The sequence below is a fragment of the Thomasclavelia ramosa DSM 1402 genome, from assembly GCF_014131695.1.
Classification (GTDB): domain Bacteria; phylum Bacillota_I; class Bacilli_A; order Erysipelotrichales; family Coprobacillaceae; genus Thomasclavelia; species Thomasclavelia ramosa.
Map to the genome: position 1 here is coordinate 2,076,198 of NZ_CP036346.1, position 19,213 is coordinate 2,095,410.

General features: G+C 32.2%; 21 protein-coding genes and 1 other annotated feature. Of the genes, 3 read left to right on the forward strand and 18 right to left on the reverse strand.

Annotation, left to right across the window (positions count from 1 at the left end; all coding sequences use genetic code 11):
* The first annotated feature begins 1 nt into the window (after window position 1).
* The gene (locus tag EYR00_RS10090) at window positions 2-751 is read left to right on the forward strand and encodes an ABC transporter ATP-binding protein (RefSeq protein WP_003536539.1); all 750 of its coding nucleotides are present in this window, start codon (window positions 2-4) and stop codon (window positions 749-751) included.
* Window positions 729-1,460 (forward strand): ABC transporter permease, encoded by a 732-nt coding sequence (locus EYR00_RS10095; RefSeq protein ID WP_003536538.1) that lies wholly within the window; start codon window positions 729-731, stop codon window positions 1,458-1,460. The genes EYR00_RS10090 and EYR00_RS10095 overlap by 23 nt, the downstream gene beginning before the upstream one ends.
* 37 nt (window positions 1,461-1,497) lie before the next feature.
* Here EYR00_RS10095 and EYR00_RS10100 read toward each other — a convergent pair whose 3' ends face one another.
* The 13 genes from EYR00_RS10100 to EYR00_RS10160 all read right to left on the reverse strand — a co-directional run bounded on the left by EYR00_RS10100 (window position 1,498) and on the right by EYR00_RS10160 (window position 14,439).
* On the reverse strand, window positions 1,498-1,980 hold the full coding sequence (locus EYR00_RS10100; RefSeq protein ID WP_003536537.1) for a DNA-deoxyinosine glycosylase: 483 nt from the start codon (window positions 1,978-1,980) through the stop codon (window positions 1,498-1,500).
* Window positions 1,981-1,992: 12 nt separating this feature from the next.
* Entirely contained in the window at window positions 1,993-2,850 is an 858-nt protein-coding gene (locus EYR00_RS10105; RefSeq protein WP_008791411.1) for an EamA family transporter, read from the reverse strand.
* A gap of 84 nt (window positions 2,851-2,934) precedes the next feature.
* Entirely contained in the window at window positions 2,935-3,633 is a 699-nt protein-coding gene (locus EYR00_RS10110) for a response regulator (RefSeq protein WP_003536534.1), read from the reverse strand.
* Window positions 3,626-5,545, reverse strand: a complete 1,920-nt coding sequence (locus EYR00_RS10115) for an ATP-binding protein (protein WP_003536532.1) — start codon at window positions 5,543-5,545, stop codon at window positions 3,626-3,628. The genes EYR00_RS10110 and EYR00_RS10115 overlap by 8 nt, the downstream gene beginning before the upstream one ends.
* Before the next feature lie 39 nt (window positions 5,546-5,584).
* Window positions 5,585-6,229 carry a potassium channel family protein gene (locus EYR00_RS10120; RefSeq protein WP_003536530.1) on the reverse strand — a complete coding sequence of 215 codons (645 nt, stop codon included), beginning with the start codon at window positions 6,227-6,229 and terminating at the stop codon, window positions 5,585-5,587.
* A gap of 10 nt (window positions 6,230-6,239) precedes the next feature.
* Window positions 6,240-7,526, reverse strand: a complete 1,287-nt coding sequence (locus tag EYR00_RS10125) for a TrkH family potassium uptake protein (protein ID WP_226825652.1) — start codon at window positions 7,524-7,526, stop codon at window positions 6,240-6,242.
* Window positions 7,527-8,069: 543 nt separating this feature from the next.
* A complete protein-coding gene (trpA, locus tag EYR00_RS10130) occupies window positions 8,070-8,837 on the reverse strand; it encodes a tryptophan synthase subunit alpha (RefSeq protein ID WP_003536523.1) in 768 nt (255 codons plus the stop codon).
* Window positions 8,830-10,014 carry a tryptophan synthase subunit beta gene (gene trpB, locus EYR00_RS10135; RefSeq protein WP_003536521.1) on the reverse strand — a complete coding sequence of 395 codons (1,185 nt, stop codon included), beginning with the start codon at window positions 10,012-10,014 and terminating at the stop codon, window positions 8,830-8,832. The genes trpA and trpB overlap by 8 nt, the downstream gene beginning before the upstream one ends.
* Window positions 10,001-10,597: a phosphoribosylanthranilate isomerase gene (locus tag EYR00_RS10140; protein WP_003536520.1), complete on the reverse strand. Its 597-nt coding sequence runs from the start codon at window positions 10,595-10,597 to the stop codon at window positions 10,001-10,003. Before EYR00_RS10140 ends, trpB begins: the two co-directional genes overlap by 14 nt.
* Complete coding sequence (gene trpC, locus EYR00_RS10145; RefSeq protein ID WP_003536518.1) at window positions 10,587-11,387, reverse strand: indole-3-glycerol phosphate synthase TrpC; 801 nt, start codon at window positions 11,385-11,387, stop codon at window positions 10,587-10,589. Before trpC ends, EYR00_RS10140 begins: the two co-directional genes overlap by 11 nt.
* Before the next feature lie 13 nt (window positions 11,388-11,400).
* The gene (gene trpD, locus EYR00_RS10150) at window positions 11,401-12,408 is read right to left on the reverse strand and encodes an anthranilate phosphoribosyltransferase (RefSeq protein ID WP_003536516.1); all 1,008 of its coding nucleotides are present in this window, start codon (window positions 12,406-12,408) and stop codon (window positions 11,401-11,403) included.
* On the reverse strand, window positions 12,401-12,976 hold the full coding sequence (locus EYR00_RS10155; protein WP_003536515.1) for an anthranilate synthase component II: 576 nt from the start codon (window positions 12,974-12,976) through the stop codon (window positions 12,401-12,403). Before EYR00_RS10155 ends, trpD begins: the two co-directional genes overlap by 8 nt.
* Window positions 12,976-14,439, reverse strand: a complete 1,464-nt coding sequence (locus EYR00_RS10160; RefSeq protein WP_008791408.1) for an anthranilate synthase component I — start codon at window positions 14,437-14,439, stop codon at window positions 12,976-12,978. The genes EYR00_RS10155 and EYR00_RS10160 overlap by 1 nt, the downstream gene beginning before the upstream one ends.
* Window positions 14,440-14,493: 54 nt before the next feature.
* Window positions 14,494-14,729: a binding site (T-box leader), on the reverse strand.
* 230 nt (window positions 14,730-14,959) lie between these two features.
* Between EYR00_RS10160 and EYR00_RS10165 the strand changes: the two genes are divergently transcribed.
* A complete protein-coding gene (locus EYR00_RS10165; RefSeq protein ID WP_003536511.1) occupies window positions 14,960-15,211 on the forward strand; it encodes a hypothetical protein in 252 nt (83 codons plus the stop codon).
* A gap of 83 nt (window positions 15,212-15,294) precedes the next feature.
* Here the strand turns inward: EYR00_RS10165 and EYR00_RS10170 are convergent, their stop codons facing one another.
* From EYR00_RS10170 to EYR00_RS10190, 5 genes are all read right to left on the reverse strand, one after another.
* Window positions 15,295-16,017 carry a phosphatase gene (locus EYR00_RS10170; protein WP_003536509.1) on the reverse strand — a complete coding sequence of 241 codons (723 nt, stop codon included), beginning with the start codon at window positions 16,015-16,017 and terminating at the stop codon, window positions 15,295-15,297.
* A gap of 58 nt (window positions 16,018-16,075) precedes the next feature.
* Window positions 16,076-16,486, reverse strand: coding sequence for a DUF2000 domain-containing protein (locus EYR00_RS10175; RefSeq protein ID WP_003536507.1), 411 nt, complete (start codon window positions 16,484-16,486; stop codon window positions 16,076-16,078).
* Window positions 16,479-17,369: a DMT family transporter gene (locus EYR00_RS10180; RefSeq protein ID WP_003536506.1), complete on the reverse strand. Its 891-nt coding sequence runs from the start codon at window positions 17,367-17,369 to the stop codon at window positions 16,479-16,481. Before EYR00_RS10180 ends, EYR00_RS10175 begins: the two co-directional genes overlap by 8 nt.
* Window positions 17,362-18,183 (reverse strand): helix-turn-helix domain-containing protein, encoded by an 822-nt coding sequence (locus tag EYR00_RS10185; protein WP_003536504.1) that lies wholly within the window; start codon window positions 18,181-18,183, stop codon window positions 17,362-17,364. Before EYR00_RS10185 ends, EYR00_RS10180 begins: the two co-directional genes overlap by 8 nt.
* A gap of 80 nt (window positions 18,184-18,263) precedes the next feature.
* Entirely contained in the window at window positions 18,264-19,181 is a 918-nt protein-coding gene (locus EYR00_RS10190; protein WP_003536502.1) for a LysR family transcriptional regulator, read from the reverse strand.
* Window positions 19,182-19,213 lie beyond the last annotated feature (32 nt).

A 19,213-nucleotide genomic window follows, 5' to 3' on the forward strand; every position in this document is an offset into this window, starting at 1 on the left:
CATGGAAATGATTGAAATTAAAAATTTAACAAAAAAATATAATGATAAACTTGCTGTTGATAATTTAAATCTATCAATCAAACAAGGAAAATTACTAGCTCTATTGGGAGTAAATGGAGCCGGTAAAACTACTACACTCAAAATGTTATCGGGTTTGATTCAACCAACAAGCGGTGATGCTAGAATCAATAACTATAGCATTGTTAATGAAAGCCTCTTTGTTAAAGAGCTTATCGCCGTTTCACCCCAAGAAACTGCAATCGCACCGAATTTAACCGTTAGAGAAAATTTGGAATTAATGGCGGAAATCCATGGTTTTAAAAAAACTTTAATCAATAACAAAGTCATCGAAATGATTACCGCTTTTAATTTGAAAGATGTTGCTGCTAAAAAAAGTAAAAAACTATCGGGTGGTTATCAACGGCGCTTAAGTATTGCTATGGCCCTAATTAGTGAGCCACAAATTTTATTTTTAGATGAGCCAACACTAGGACTTGATATTTTAGCCAGAGAACAATTATGGCGCACAATAAAAGCACTAAAAGGTAAGATTACTATCATTTTAACTACCCATTATCTCGAAGAAGCCGAAGCTTTATCAGATTATGTTTGTATTATGAAAGATGGTAAAATCAAAGCCCTGGGAACCACAAATGAACTAATTAAATTCGCCAAGACAACCAGCTTTGAAGATGCCTTTATAAAACTTGCAACAGGAGGAACTGAAAATGAGAACATGGGCCTTTGCTAAAAGAACCACAAAAGAAATTTTACGTGACCCTATTAATATTATTTTTGGTTTAGGTTTTCCAATCGTTATCTTGTTACTATTGACAACAATCCAAAAAAATATTCCAGCCACTCCTTTTTCACTAAAACAATTAACACCAGGAATTGCAGTATTTGGCTTGTCCTTCTTATCATTATTTTCAGCTACATTGATCTCTCGTGATCGAATGTCATCATTATTAGCACGATTATTTACTACTCCTATGACAGCTAAAGATTATATTTTGGGATATACTTTACCATTAATACCAATGGCCTTGATACAGACTTTACTTTGCTATCTAGCAGCATTTTATCTAGGTTTAAAAATAACACCTGATGTCATTATTGCCATCTTATGTACAATCCCCATTTCAATTATTTTTATTACAATCGGCTTATTTTGTGGCACTATTTTTAATGATAGACAAGTCGGAGGAATCTGTGGTGCCTTATTAACTAATCTTACCGCGTGGCTAAGTGGGACATGGTTTAGTTTAGATTTAATTGGAGGCTTGTTTAAAGATATTGCGTATTGTTTTCCTTTTGTCCATGCTGTAGATATGGCACGAGATGGCTTAAATGCGAATTATCACGCAATGCCTAATAATTTATTCTGGGTTTTAAGCTACGCTGGACTCCTCTTAATTGCAGCTGTTTCATTATTTAAATATAAAATGAAACATAATTAAAAAACTCTTTTTGAGTTTTTTGCTTTCTATTAATATATTATAACGATTTTATTTCTTTCCAAAAACTAATTAATTTCGTCAAAGAATAACTCGCATTAGCTGGTGAACTTGATGGTAACTTAGTAACAGGAAGATCAATAATTTCATCGAAATAGCGATGATACAATCTATCTGCTAAGTTCCCATTTGTATAAATATGCGTAATTTGACTTTGATCAATGATTTTCTTTAGATCATTGACTTCAACATTTGTAATACTACTATCACTCGAACCTTTGATTTCACAACTAGCAATTACATCCCACACAGCTATATGTTGATTTATTAAAAATTCTTTCTTTTCAATAATAGTCTCTGGTAATTCAGTATTATAAATATTTGCAAGAATTTTCCAAAAACGATTCTGCGGATGATGATAAAAAAAGTTGGCCTCCCGCGATTTTACTGATGGAAAAGAACCTAAAATTAATATTTTAGAACTTTTATTATATACAGGTTCAATTAAATGATATTCTCTCATAATTCCCTCCCTTTAAATCAATAATAACATTGTTCCTGCAACGATCAAAATCAATCCCGCCACAGCCTTTTTTGACAAAGACTCTTTTAAAACAAAATACGAAAAGATAATTGTGACGATGATACTCAGTTTATCGATTGGAACCACAATACTAGCCTCCCCTAATTGCAACGCTTTATAATAACAGATCCATGATAAACCTGTTGTAATTCCAGAAGAAAATAAAAAAAGCCAATTCTTTTTTGTAATTTCTTTAATTGTATGATAACTTCGCTGATAAAAAACAATCCCCCAAGCCATAATCAATACTACCGCTGTACGAATAAAAGTTCCCAGATTACTATCAATATTAAGCATTGCAATCTTAGCAATTATAGCCGTCAAAGAAGCAAATAAAGCTGAAGCCAAGGCAAATAATAGCCAATGGTTATTTGTCACTTTATTTACAACCTGCTTTTTTTCAATCATCATATAAGTTCCTAAAGACATAATTATCATAGAAATTATTTTAAGCATAGTAATTTTTTCGTCAAAGAAAATAAATGCTAACAGCATCGTTAAAATTGTACTACTTTTATCAATTGGTGTAACTTTGTTAACATCTCCTAATTGTAGTGCCTTAAAATAACATAACCATGATAATCCAGTTGCAATTCCAGAAAAACATAAAACCAATACTGTATTACTATCAATATATTTTAATTGTTCCTGGGTTCCAGCAAATAAGACCATTATCCATGAAAAAATTAAAACAATTATTGTCCTTAATGCTGTTGCTAAAGAAGAATCAACATTCTTCAAACCAATTTTTGCAAGAACTGCAGTAACCCCAGCAAATAAAGCTGATAGACAAGCTAATCCAATCCACACCCTAAGTTTCCCCCTATACTTATTATATTTATATTTTACCGCAATTAACAAAAAAGAAAAGTGAAACAAACTGTTTCACTCATATTATTCAATTCGTAACATTCGGTATCCAACTCCAACATGGGTCTGAATATATTTAGGATGCGTAGGATCTAATTCTATTTTTTTACGAAGCGTAGCCATAAATACTCTTAATGAGGCAACATCACTCTCTAAAGTACTCCCCCAAATTTCTTTAGTAATATATGTATGTGTTAATACTTTGCCAACATTTCTTGAGAGAAGGCACAGCAACTTATATTCAATCGGTGTTAAATGCAGTTCTTGCTGATCTAAATATGCACATCCGCCAGCGTAATCAATTTTTAGATCACCATTAACAAAATCACTACTTTCTATATTTTGACTTTGATTATAATTAAGCCGTCTTAAAATAACACGTAATCTTGCTAAAAGTTCCTCAACTGAAAAAGGTTTGGTCAAATAATCATCAGCCCCAGCATCAAGAGCCTCAATTTTATCACGATCTTCACTTCGAGCACTAATAACGATTATTGGCATATTTGTCCAAGTACGTACTTTTTTTATAATTTCAACCCCATCTAAATCAGGCAGCCCAAGATCCAACAGCATTATATCCGGTTTTTGTGAAGCAGTTTCAATAATTGCTTGTTTTCCCGTTTGTGAAGTATGATATTTATAATCATGAGTTTCTAAAGTTGTAGCAATCAAATTTCTAACTGCGTTATCATCTTCTACAACTAATACAAATGGCTTATTCATGTATTTCAACCTCCTTAATCGGCAATGTAAAACTAAAAATCGTTCCGTGAGGAATATTGTCCTTAACTGCAATATTACCACCATGCGCTACAATAATAGCTTTACACAAAGCTAACCCTAAACCAAGTCCGCGACGTCCGTCAATAACCTCATGCTTTACAGTATAAAACATTTCAAAAAGTTTTTCTTTGTCCTTATCACTGATTCCTGCTCCATCATCAGCAATTTGAATTTCTACAAAATCTTTATGCTTAAAGGTTTCAATACTAATCATTGAACCTTTTGGTGTATATTTAATTGCATTGTCAACAATATTTATAATTACTTGAATTATTAAGCCAGCATCTATTTTTGCTAAAATAAATTCATCATTAGCCTTTACCTCAATACGGTGTTCATCCTTTTTATGACTAATATGATTCAATGCCTCATTTATAACTTCCTCAATAAGTTCTGTTTCTAAATGCAGATTCATTTTGCCATCTTCAATTCTTGTAACTGAAAGAAGATTTTCAACCAGATTAATCAACCATAATGAATCATCGTAGATTACTTCGTATAACTGCATTTTTTTATTTTCATCTAAGCTGCCGCTATTATTTATCAGTACACTTGCATTACCAGAAATACTAGTTAATGGTGTTCGTAAATCATGCGAAATTGAACGTAATAAATTTGCACGCAACCGCTCATTTTTAGCTTCAATTGCAGCTTCTTCTTTCTTTTGGTTAAAAAACTCTTTTTCTAGAGCTAAAGCACATTCACCAACGATTGATAGTACTAAATTATTTTCAAAAGCATCAAGAATAACATCTTCTAAAATTATTACTACTACACCATAAATATCATTAGTACTAGCAAGCGGTAAATAGTAATTCTTAGCTTGATATGTTTTATTATTCTGGTAGACCCAGTGAACATTAGTTTCAATCTCATCACAATCATGAACAGTCATATTATTATGATGAAAGACTTCATGTAAAATCGTATCATTTTCAGTAATTTGATAAATCATCACTGATTTATTTAATAATTTAACAATTTGTTTAGCTGCCGTTTCTTTAATTCCTGCAATACTTTTTTCTTTTTGCAAAAGACGATTTGTCTCTAATAGAACTTTTGTACGATATGCATGTTGAGCAGACTGTTTTGCCTGCTGTTTTATCCTTATTGCTAAAGTACTCGTAATAAAAGCGGCTATCAGCATAATTGCAAAGGTTACAGGATAACCAGAACCATAGGCTGCTAAAGTAAAACGTGGATTAGTAAACATAAAGTTAAAAATTAAAACACTTAAAATCGATGATACAAGACTATAAATACGGTTAGATGTAGTTATAGCAGTAATTAAAACACTTAAAATATAAACTGTAATTGTATTTGCTTCACTAAAACCTAAATGATGGAATAATATCCCTATCAGGGTTGCTATCAACAGAATAAATATTGAAATAGCTAAATCTTTACCCTTAACAACAAAATTAAAATCTCTTTGCTTTGATTTATCTTTCCCCGTATTTTGATGATAGACAATATTAATATCCAAATCTTTTAGTAAATTTAATAATTTCTTATCTAGCCTTGAACTAAATAAATGTTTCCTGTCCTTTTGACTATGTCCAAAAAACACTTTAGTTACTTTAGCATTTTTGCAAAATTCATTAATTTGATAAGCAATATCTAAACCAAAAGCTGTTTCGATATTAGCACCTAACTTTCTAGCCAAATTAGTATTATATTGGAGTCTTTCGCGATCATCCTTACTAATTTTTGAATTATCTGGTGTTTCAACATATAAAGCAGTAAAAATTGCTTTATTTTCATGTGCTACAGCAGCAGCCATTTTAATCACATCAGGATTAGAAGTAGATGAAGAAAGACATAGTAGAATATGTTCTTGTTGATTAATCATAATATAACCTCACTCGGCTTATATTATAACACAATTTTGCTAACGCGTAATTTCTTTAATTGATTTTGCAGTGCCCATAACAATCAATGTTTCATCAGCGGCAAATACATGATTTGTTGGTGGCAAAGGAAAAATTCTCCCATTCTTTTTAGTAGCTAAGATACTAACATGGTATCTCGTCCTAACTGCCTTTTCGATAATTGTTTTATTCAACCAGCTCTCTGGAATCTTAATTTCATAAATCGCAATATCAGGTGTTAATTCTAAATAATCAAAAACATTTTTTGCTCCATATTTAATTGCTATTTTTTCAGCAATTTCCCGTTCTGCATAAACAACATGATCAGCTCCATTGCGAAGTAATAATTTACGGTGAACATCACGACTCGCTCTGGCAATTATATATTCAGCCCCAAAATCTTTTAATAGTACAGTGATTTCTAAAGCCGTTTGAAAATTATCGCCAACTGCAACTACACAAATATCAAAATTATTAACTCCTAAAGATTTAATAAAATCTTCATTAGTCGCATCACCGATTTGAATTTCATTAACAATATTAACCGCCCAATCAGCTCTTGTTTCATCTTTTTCAATTGCTAAAACAGCATTTCCTTCTTCAATAAATTTTCTTGACAAATGACGTCCAAAACGTCCTAAGCCGATTACTAATACAGATTTCATAGTTCCTCCATCATCCTATTTGAATTTTTTCAGCTGGTGCTTTTGCTAATGGCGTCACCCTATTCGAAGCAAAAGCAAGCAGGAACGTAATTGAACCAACTCGTCCAAAGAGCATTAATAAGGCCAATAGACACTGTGAAATAACGCCAAGTTGTGAAGTTATTCCAATCGTCAATCCAACAGTTGCTATAGCTGAAACACATTCAAATAATACCGTTATATAAGAAATATTTTCAAGCTGACATATAATCAATGAAACAATCAAAGTCAACACTAAATATGCCATTAAAACACAACTTGCCATTTTTACTATTTCATCACTAATTCGCCGTTTAAAAACTTCAACACCTTTCTTTTGTTTAAACATACTTATAATGTTAACTAGCATTACTGCAATAGTTGTTGTTTTGATTCCCCCAGCAGTTGAACCTGAAGAACCACCTACAAACATTAATATAATTATGATTAATTGTGTTGTTTCTCTAATCTTCGATAAATCAACTGTATTAAATCCTGCTGTACGAGCAGTTACAGATTGAAATAACGAACTTAAAATAGTTGCATTCCCCTGCTCACAAAAATAAATAAATAGTGCTCCTCCGAATATTAAAATTATTGTGGTTGTAATAACTATTTTAGTATGTAATCGCATTTTAGAAAAATGTCCACGATTATCAATAATATCTTTCCAAACCAAAAAACCTAGACCCCCAATAATGATTAAGAGCATAATAATCATATTCAGATACCAATTATCTTGAAAAGAAACTAGCGAACTATATGGTTCAAAATTACCCATTAAATCAAATCCTGCATTACAAAACGCTGAAATACTATGAAAAATTGAGAACCACAAACCTTTAACCAATCCTAATTTTGGACAAAAAATAAATGAAAGAAAAAAAGCCCCTAACGCTTCAATAAAAAAAGTCGCCAAGATAATAAATTTTGTCATTTTTACAATTCCCCCAACATGTGGAGAAGAAATTGAATTCTGCATGATTGAACGACTAATAATTCCTATCTTCTTTTTAGCTAATGTTAAAGCATAAATACAAAAAGTCATAAAACCAATACCACCAATTTGAATCAATAAAATAATTATAAACTGGCCAAACCAGCTCCAATGACTATATGTATCTACCCGAATCAAGCCTGTCACACAAGTTGCTGAAGTGGCAGTAAAAAAAGAAGTCATTATTGAAACTTCCTGGTTTTCTTTCAACGAGATTGGGAGACTCAAGAGAATCGTCCCCATTAAAATAATAATACAAAAACCATAGAAAATAATCTTCATTGGCGTAAGACCATGCAATAATTTCTCAGTTAGTTTTTCTTTGATAGGACATCGCTCCCTTTACCTATACTTTATCTTATAAGTTCACTATACTAAACTATTCATAAATATAAAATAAAGATTTCCTCAATAGTATTAAGATTGTATAAAGATAGAAATTATCTTTATACAATCTTAATCTTATTAGTGAATATCTTACGTCATTTTTATACTATTTTTGGTATTTTATCTATAGAGGTGGTAGTATGGAAACAGTTGGACTATTAATTTTAATGATTATTATTTTAGGCGGGGCTATTTATTAACCGGTTCGTTAGACACCTTATTAGATCATTTGACTATTAAAGACAATCATTCAAATAAACCCTTATCAAAATAATACTTTTTTAAGTTAATTTAAACTAAATTTAACAGCAATCCGATAGATTGCTGTTTTTTAGTTTTATTTTATACTATAAATCAAATTCATTTTTTTAAACGAACTATTATTAACAGTCTAAACTAATTAAAATTTCAATAATTTAATCCCTTCTAATTATCCTTTTATAATTCCTTAATCAGTGTCTGGATGTAATTAAATAATGGTTGATGCGCACGATCACCATGTTCTTTAATTAAATTAACAATTGCACTGCCAACAATTACACCATCAGCAATATTTCCAAAATGCTTCACTTGTGCTGGACTATTAATGCCGAATCCTACCGCTACTGGTGTATCAGTAACCGTTTTAATTGATTCAACAATTCCTTCAATATCTGTAACAATATTGCTTCGCATACCTGTAACTCCCATTGAAGAAACTAAATAAATAAAACCTTTTGCCTGGGCTGCTATTTCAAGTGTTCGCTCTTTTGATGTTGGAGCAATCATAGAGATTAAATCAACATCATATTTATAACAAATATCACTAACTTCCTTACTTTCTTCATACGGGCAATCAGGAATGATGATCCCATCAACTCCGGTTTCTTGACATTTTTTAAAAAATTCATCATATCCATAGTGGAAAACTGGATTTAAATAAGTCATCAAACAAAGCGGAATATTCGAATGTTTACGAACCTCAGCTACAATTTCAAAAACCTGATCGGTTGTCATTCCTTTCGATAATGCTCGTATATTAGCTTCCTGAATCACCGGTCCTTCAGCAATTGGATCACTAAAAGGAATTCCAATTTCAATCAATGATGCTCCTGCTTTTTCCATTTCTAAGATATATTCAACTGTCATTTTTTGATAAGGATCTCCAGCAGTTAAAAATCCAATAAAAGCTTTTTTATTATTAAAGGCTTCACTAATTCTACTCATGAATATCCACCCCCTGATATCTAGCAATTGCAGCTACATCTTTATCACCACGGCCGGATAAACAAATAATAACAATATCTTCTTTATCCATTGATGGTACAATTTTACGAGCATGTGCTACAGCATGAGCACTCTCAATTGCACAAATAATCCCCTCTGTACGAGCTAAGTATTCAAAAGCAGCCACTGCTTCATCATCACTAACTGGTACATACTGAGCTCGACCAATATCATGTAGATTAGCATGTTCAGGCCCTATTCCAGGATAATCTAGACCTGCTGAAATTGAATAAACAGGAGCGATTTGTCCATATTCATCTTGACAAAAATATGATTTCATTCCATGGAAAACCCCTAATGATCCAGTATTGATCGTAGCTGCAGTTAAAGCAGTATCAACTCCTTTACCAGCAGCCTCACAGCCAATCAACTGAACTTCCTGATCATTAATAAAATTATAGAACATCCCCATTGCATTACTTCCACCACCAACACAAGCCATAACAGCTGTTGGTAACTTTCCTTCATCTTCTAAGATTTGTTCACGTGCTTCCTTAGAAATAATACTTTGAAAATCCCGAACAATCATCGGAAATGGATGTGGTCCCATTACTGAGCCTAATACATATAAAGTATCATCAACTCTTTTTGTCCACTCACGCATTGTTTCATTAACAGCATCTTTTAATGTCATTGTTCCACTTGTTACACTATGAACTGTTGCACCCAACAACTCCATTCGATACACATTTAGAGCCTGACGATCAGTATCTTCTTTGCCCATAAAAATTTCGCACTCTAAACCTAGTAAAGCGGCAGCCGTAGCTGTTGCAACTCCATGCTGACCAGCCCCAGTTTCAGCAATAACACGAGTTTTCCCCATCTTTTTTGCCATCAAAACTTGACCTAAAACATTATTGATTTTATGAGATCCCGTATGATTTAAATCTTCACGTTTTAAATATACTTTCGCACCACCTAAATCTTCTGTCATTTTTTTAGCATAATATAACAACGATGGGCGCCCTGCGTATTCTTTCAATAATTTTTCTAACTCTCGATTAAACTCAGGATCATTTTTATAAAATTCATATGCTTTTTCAACATTATGGATTTCATTCATTAATGTTTCTGGAATATATTGACCCCCATGTATTCCATATCTACCTGTTTCCATTTTTTGTTCTCCTTACTATTTCTATAATTTTATTACGATCTTTGATTCCGTTAGTTTCTACCCCACTACTAACATCTATTCCATAATCAGCTTTACTCATTGCCTCATCTAAATTATCTAAATCAATTCCTCCCGCTAGAAAAAATGGTTTATCTAAATCTTTGATTAGTGACCAGTCAAATGACTTACCGCTACCGCTTATTTTACTATCCAGTAAATAATAATCGCATTCATAATCCAGGTTATTAAGATCATCCTTTTCAATCACCTTGATGGCTTTAATAATCGGCATCTGCACTGACTGTTTTAACTGCTTAATATAAGCATTATCCTCATGACCGTGAAGTTGAATAAGATCAATGATCCCCATTTTAACAATAGCAGTAATTTCACTAATTTGTTCGTCAACAAATACCCCAACAGCCTTTATATTTGAATCAAGTTTATTTTTTAATTTTTCTGCTTGATGAATATCTACTTGCCTTTTACTTTTAGCAAAGACAAATCCAACATAATCAGGTTTTGCCTCATTTACATAATCTATATCTTCTACTTGAAATAAGCCACAAATTTTAATTTGCATTATCCGGTTTACGTAATCCTTGTAAGATTTCAAAAGTCTTACGTTTATCATGAGATCGCATTAAAGTTTCTCCAACTAATACAGCATCAACATTATTTTCTTCTAACGTTTTTATATCATCATATGTCTTAATCCCACTTTCAGAAACAAAAATAATATTTTCTGGTACCATCGAACGTAATTCAATACTGTTATTTAGATCAACTTCAAAATTTCTCAAATCACGGTTATTAACACCAATGATCTTAGCACCAACACGCAATGCCTTCTTTACCTGCATTGAACTATGGGCTTCAACCAAAGCACTCATCCCTAAACGCTCTGCTAAATTCAAACAGCGCATTAGCGTTATTTCATCAAGAATACTGCAAATTAGTAATACGGCATCTGCACCTAATAGTTTAGCTTCATAAATCATATATTCATCTACAACAAAATCTTTTCTAAGTACTGGTATTTTGACTATTTTAGCAATTTCAGCTAAAAAGTCATCATCACCTTTAAAAAAGTCGGGCTCTGTAACTACTGAAATTGCAGCTGCACCAATATCTTCATATTCCTTTGCAATACTTTTATAATCAAAATTTGGAGCAATCACTCCTTTTGACGGTGAAGCCCGTTTAATCTCCATAATATAAGAAATTCCAGCTCTTCTTAAAGCTCGTTCAAAAGGATAATCTTTATTAATTGGCTTATCAAAAGCCAATTTAGCTAATTTTTCAATGGAATTACGTTTTTTGTTTTCTGCTACTCTTTCCAAAGTTCTTTCTACAATATCATCAATAATCATTTTAAAACTCCTTCTACATGTTAGTTTTGTTAATGAACTCCTCTAGTTTAGCTAATGCTTTACCATCATCAATCAATCTAGCAGCTAATTCGATTCCTTCCTGCATTGTTTTTGTACGACCGGCAATATAAATAGCAGCTCCCGCATTCAACAACACAGCATCACGTTTAGGTCCTTTGACACCACTTAAAATATCCCTTGTAATTTTAGCATTATCTTTAGGGGTACCACCTACTAATTCTTCTTTGCAGCAGCGTGTTAATCCAAACTGTTCTGGAGTTATTGTATAACGAGTATAAGTACCATCTTTAACTTCGCATACACTTGTTGGGGCTGATAATGATATTTCATCTAAACTATCTTGTCCATATACTACCATGGCACGTTTAACTCCTAAATTAGTTAACACTTCTGCCAATGGTTCGACTAATGCCTCTTCATATACACCCATTACCTGCATATTAGCACCTGCCGGATTAGTCAAAGGCCCTAAAATATTAAACACTGTCCTAATTCCTAATTCCCGTCTTACTGGAGCCACATATTTCATTGCAATATGATAATTTTGAGCAAACAAGAAGCAAATATTAATGTCATTTAATATTGTAGCACTTTTTTCAGGAGTTACATCAATTTTTACTCCCAAAGCTTCTAAAACATCAGCAGCACCACATTTAGAGCTAGCTGCCCGGTTCCCATGTTTAGCCACTTTTACACCACTTGCTGCAATAACAAGAGAAGATGTCGTAGAAATATTAAATGAGTTTGAACCATCTCCACCAGTACCAACAATCTCCAAAACATCTTTATCATTTAGTAGTTTGATACAGTGTTCTCGCATTCCTGCCGCACTACCAGTGATCTCGTCAATTGTCTCTCCTTTTAAACTTAAGGCTGTCAAATAACTGCTCATTTGAACATCACTGGCTTCACCATTCATAATTTCATTCATACAGCTACGTGCCTCACCGGCAGTTAGATCAACCTTCTTCGATAATTTTAAAATCGCTTCTTTAATCATTTTCTTTTACCCCCAAAAAGTTTTCTATCATTTTTTTACCATCATCAGTTAAAATTGATTCAGGATGAAATTGTAACCCATATACTGGATAATCAATATGCTTAACTGCCATTACTTCACCATCTTCACTCAGTGCAATGGCTTTCAAGACCTTAGCTAAAGTTTCCCGTTTAACCGCCAACGAATGATAACGTGCGACTTTAGTTTGCTGTTTCAACCCTTGAAAAATTAAATCATCAGTCATTTTGATAATCGAACTTTTGCCATGCATCAATTCTTTAGCATAAGTAATTGTACTACCAAAGGCTTCACAAATTGCTTGATGCCCTAAACATACGCCTAAGATAGGTTTTTTATTATAAAAATATTTAATTATTTCCTCAATATTTCCCGCCTCACTAGGTTTTCCAGGTCCTGGCGATATTACGATCGTATTAGGATCTATTTTTTCAATTTCATCAACAGTCATCTCATCATTACGAATTACTTTAATATTTGGATCAATTGAACCAATCAACTGATAAAGGTTATAAGCAAAACTATCATAATTATCAACTAGTAAAATCATCAGTCAATTCCTCCATTTGCTGTATTTAGGGCGCTAATTACAGCTTGTGCCTTATTCAAACATTCTTGATATTCAATTTCTGGAACACTATCATAAACAATCCCCGCACCACTACGGACATATACTTTTTCATTCTTTTTATACACTAAGCGAATTGCAATACAAGTATCAAGATTACCAGTAAAGTCTATATAACCAATAGCCCCACCATAAATTCCGCGACGATTATTTTCTAGTTCGTTAATAATTTGACAAGCCCTTATTTTAGGGGCACCTGATAAAGTTCCTGCCGGTAATAATGCATCGATTGCATCAATCGCATCTTTATTTTCAAGAATCACCCCTGAGACAGTTGAACCAATGTGCATAACATGTGAAAATCTTAATATCTCCTGATACTTTTCAACTTTAACCGTGCCAAATTTAGAAATTCTACCAATATCATTTCTCCCCAAGTCAACCAGCATATTATGCTCTGCTAATTCCTTTTGATCAGATAATAAAGATACTTCAAAATTTACATCTTCATTTTCATTCATTCCTCGGGGTCGTGTTCCTGCTAAAGGATAAGTATAAAGATTTTTATCTTCTAACTTAACCAAAGTCTCTGGTGAAGCCCCTGCAAATTCTTGATCATCGCTAAAAAAATAAAACATATATGGAGAGGGATTGGTCGTTCGTAAAACACGATAAGTATCAAAAAGACTCCCTGTTACTTCAGCCTCTAAACAATTTGATAAAACTACTTGAAATATATCTCCTTCTTTAATATACTTTTTAGCACGTTCTACCATGTTACAATATTCATTTTGTTCAAATAATGCTTTGAAATCACTTTTTAGCCTTAATGGCTCAATTTTAGCTTTAACACCACTAATAATTAAAGCTTGCATTTTTTCTAATTTTACCAATGCCTCATGATAACTTTTTTCCAAATCATCAACTGCAACATTAGCTATCAAAACAATTTTTTGCTTATAATTGTCAAAACAAATAACTTGGTCAAATAACATCAAATCGACATCATTAAACCCCTCTTTATCATCACTTTTCAAATTTAAAACCGGCTCACTATATTTAAAATAATCATATGCAAAATATCCTACCAGTCCGCCAGTAAATGTTGGCAACCCTGCTATCTTAGGACTTTGATATTGTTTCAAAAGCTTTTTTAAATAATCTTTAGGGTGAGTTACCATGAACTCCTTTCCATCGACATTCATTAAATTATTTAAACATGTAATTTCACTTTTAGGATCATATCCCATAAAGGTATAACGGCTCCAGCGTTTTGTATCATCAACACTTTCAAGCATATAACAATGCTTACTATGTTTTTTTAAAATTCGCATCACTTCAATTGGGGTGATACTATCACCATACATTTCCTTGCAGACAGGAACTAAGTTGTAGTCTCCTGTTTTAATAATTTCCTTAATCTGTTCTAATGTTGGATAATACATCGCTAATTTCCTCCTTTGTAAATAAAAAACCGTCCCGACAGAAAATAATTTTCTGTCAAGGACGGATATATATTCCGCGGTGCCACCTTGGTTCACGATACAATCGTGCTCTTAGTAGATGCTATCACATCTATGACTACTGACGTAAGTCTAACGTCAAAGAATACTCGGCTAACGCTTTTCACTTTGCCCTCAGTGGTCCATTTAATAGGCTGCGTTCTACTTGATTCCACCATCCAAGCTCTCTATAAGTGCACGATCTATTTTTATCTCCACTTCATCGGTTTTCTTGGCTATATGATATACCGATATTTTTCTACTGTCAATAAAATATCATGATTTTATCGAATGTTTTTATTATAGTACATTTTTTTATTAATAAAAAATCCTATTACATAAAATAAAAAAAGACTGATTTAATCAAAATAAAAAATCATTTTTCATTGAAAGCCCTTTCATTTTTGGATAAAATATGCTAATATAATGGTGAGGAAAGGATTAGTAGAAAGGAGTTGATAATATGAATGAGATGTATGTAATTTCAGTGTTAATGCTTTATACATTGATTATTTTAATCAATACATTGTTAAATACATATCGTCTGTTAACAACAACTGAGATGGTTGAAGAAAAAGAATTTATTTATCCTAAATCTTCAATCTATCATAGGGTTCATACTTATGTAGCTCCAATGATCCTAAGAATTAATATGAAAAAGGATTACGTACTAAATAAGAAACGTAGACCCCCAATTATATTAATGGCTCACTAAGGTTGAGTCTAATATGAAAAAATAGTTAATAGAGTTTAATTAATTTCAGATATAAATTTAACAAATATGAAAACAAGTGAGAATTAGTATCTCACTTGTTTTTTTATATATTCTAAAAAATCTTCAATATGATAATTAACAATTAATTCCTTTGGAAACTCTACTTCTTTTAAGAGTTCCTCGATCTGATCATAATTTTTTATATCAAAATGAATATGTGCATCACTACCTAAAATAATTTTAACTCGATGTTGTTTGCATAATTGTAGCATCTTAAGTGTATTTTCACGTGAATTTAGACGAGATGGACTACGTAAAGCATTATTATTCACTTCCAACAAAGTATGATACTTTTTAGCTGCTAAAACTACTTTCTCATAATCAAGTGGGCACTTACCATCATCTGGGTGAACGATTACACTAATATGAGGATTTTTAATTGTTTCGATCACTGCCCGTGTATTTTCTTCAATTGTTCCCGCCTCATAACAATGTAAATGAATTCCTGCCATGCAGTAATCAACATAATCATATAAATCTTCTGTAATACTAAGTCTTCCTTGATGATCCAAAATATTAATTTCAATCCCTAACAATAATTTAATTCCCTCTATCTCCCGAGGAATTACATCTAGATTTTTGAAGTAAATTGGAGCACATGTTCCTGGAATTCCCTGGTCATGCTCTACTATTCCTAATAATTTTATATCCTTTTCTTTCGCCCCAGCTACCATTTCACTAAGTGATGAATAAGCATGCCCGCTTGCTATTGTATGTGTATGTACATCTAATTCAATATTCTCCATTTTTATCCCTCCAATGGCTATATCATAGCCTATTTGGTGGCTAAAAACATCTTTTTTTCTATTTTAGTAATGATAAATTTCCTGTTAGTTTATTAATTCGTGTCCTTGTACCATATAGACAAATCCCAAAATATTTAAGCGAAGCTTCACTAGCCAGCTTCATTTTATCAATATATTCTGAATAATCACGACAACTTTGAGCAAGGTCACAAAAATCAATAACTAATACCTCATTAGGATAATAATTAGCCTGTTTTAGTAGTTCTCTGATTAAAAACTCATCACCCTTCAAAACTGGAATTGAAATCGTTACTATTCCACGATGTATATGTTCTTTCATATCATATACATCAGTCCCAACGATTTCCCCTTCTAACTTGCCTAAAGCAGTTCCTAAGATAGCAGTTGTATTAGCAATTAATCCTAGTGGCAAATTTTTATCAACTATCATAACACATTTTCTATCCATTCTTTTGTACCTCGCGTTTTTGAGATAAAAATAATCCAATCAAAGTCAGTACTGTCCCGATGAAAGCCATTAAAGTAATTTGTTCATGTAAAACAATGATTGAAGTCACTACTGTAACTACTGGTACAATGTATATGTAGATACTCGTCTTTACAGCACCTAATATTTTTACTGCCATATTCCAAGTTACAAAACATAAAGCGGATGCACCTAATCCTAAAAATAAGATATTTCCTAAATAAATTGGATTACTAAAACGTCCTAAATCCAATTTAAATCCTAAAGGTATCAATGTCAAAAACATAAATGTTACCCCATACATAAAAGTTCTTCTTGTGACCTGAATCGTACTATAACCATAATCACTAATTCGTTTAGTTAAAATTGAATAAACAGCCCAGACCAAAGCAGCCAGTAATGCTAATATATCTCCCAATGGATTCAGCTTAAAATTACTGCTGCCATTAAAACTAATAAGCATAATCCCCACCATTGCAGCCATAAAACCAATTATAAAATTTTGATTCAATGTCTCTTCTTTCAAAATAAAGTGTGATAAGATTGCCGTAAAAAACGGTGCAATTGAGATTATCACTCCGATATTTGAAGCCATCGAATATGTTAGTGCAATATTTTCTAATAAATAATACAAAGTAACTCCACAAAGTCCCGTTAGAGCAAATGTCAACTCTTGCTTCTTCGTCGTTTTTCTTAGTCTTTTGGGATAAATCAAAATTAAAATAAATAAACCTATCAAGAAACGAAAAAATAATATTTCTATCGGTTTAAAATCAGTTAATAAAATTTTAGTTGAAATAAATGTTGTTCCCCAAATAAAAATTGTTAATAATGCAGCCAAATGTCCTGAAAAATCCTTATTCATCCTCTTTCCCCTTAAAAATATTTTGATACTGTTTCGGTGTCAAGCCGATTAAGCTCTTAAAAAAACGAGTAAAATGACTTTGATCACTAAATCCCGAAAGCATTGCTGCCTCAAGTGGACTAAGACCCTGTTCAAGTAGCTCTTTGGCATGATTAACACGTATTGTTTCAAGATATTGATAGGGAGTTATCCCAAAAGAACGTGCAAAATTACGAATTAGAGTATACTTATTCATCTGTGCTAATTCACTTAATGAATCTAAAGAAATTTGATTGATAAAATTATCATCTAAATGCTTTTTTACTAATTTGATCGGCTCACTAAATCGACTTTTTAATAGCGGCTGGTTATTAGTATATTCTTTAACCAGCTGTTCTATCAAAATATAAAATAATTCTTCTTTCAAAAACTCCGTTTCTTTCTTCATCACACTTTGATGCAATGTGCGTAAAGATTCGACCATCTCACTTTGAAAAGCAACTGGTTTTTCAAAATTTGGTAAATAGCTACATCCTATAACCTCTTTTACTGCTCGCACCATAACATCTGCATCAATATTTAAACAACGATAATCAAGCGGTTGACCGTCGCGACTTTCACAAGTGTGATTATCACGAGGATTTAATAACAGCATATCCCCTGGCTCCATATCATATTCATCCCCACGACAAGACAAATGGCGATTGCCCTTTTCAACAAAACCAACTACATAACAGTCATGAAAATGATTAGGGAATTTTTGCATTATTCCAACAAACTGATATGCTTCAATTTGTAATTGTTCATCATATACGATCGTTCTAGTTTCCACCACCTGTATCCCTCCTTGAATGCTACTATATCACAAGTTTTAAAATATTGCTTGAATGATATTGACATAAATAAAAAAGGGAGCTAGACTCCCTGCATCAATTCTTGAGTATTTTGTTTTAATGCTTCAATAAAAATTTGACCTAAATAGCTGCGCGCTGTATCATTTCGAACAATGTATCCAATCTTGATCGTTTCATCAACAGCAAGCGGAATCGCAATAATATTTTTACCATTCAATTCTTCGCTAATAATCCCTGTTGAAATAGTATACCCATCTAAACCAATCAATAGATTAAACAAAGTTGCTCGATCACTGACTTTGATTATTTTTTGATGTACTAAAGTGCTTAAAATTTCCTCAGAAAAATAAAATGAATTATATTGTCCTTGTTCAAAGGATAAATAAGGAAATGGTTCAATATCTTCAAGAGTCACAATATCTTTTTGAGCTAATGGATTTGTATTACTAACAAAAATATGTGGTTTAGCAATAAAAAGCTGATTAAAAATAAGATTGTTTTCTTTTAACAATTTATTAATAACTTTTTGATTAAAATCATTTATATAAAGAATTCCAATTTCACTTTTAAGAGTTTTAACATCTTCAATTATTTCATATGTGCGAGTTTCCCTAATTGTAAATTCATATTCGTTATCGCTATATTTTTTTACTAAATCAACAAAAGCATTAACAGCAAAAGAATAATGCTGAGTTGAAATATTAAAGCGCTTTTTAGTACTTTTTGTTTCTAAATATCGATTTTCTAAAAGTTCTGCTTGTTCAAGAACCTGACGCGCATATCCTAAAAATTCCAATCCTTCATCACTTATTATGATACCCTTATTAGTTCGTGAGAAAATGATAATTTTCATCTCTTTCTCTAATTCTTTAATTGCATTAGATAAACTAGGCTGTGAAATAAATAATTCTTTAGCTGCTTCACTAATTGAGCCTTTTTGAGCTACCGTAATCACATAGCGTAATTGTTGTAATGTCATTTTCTTCACTTCCTTTGGCCTTATTCTAACAC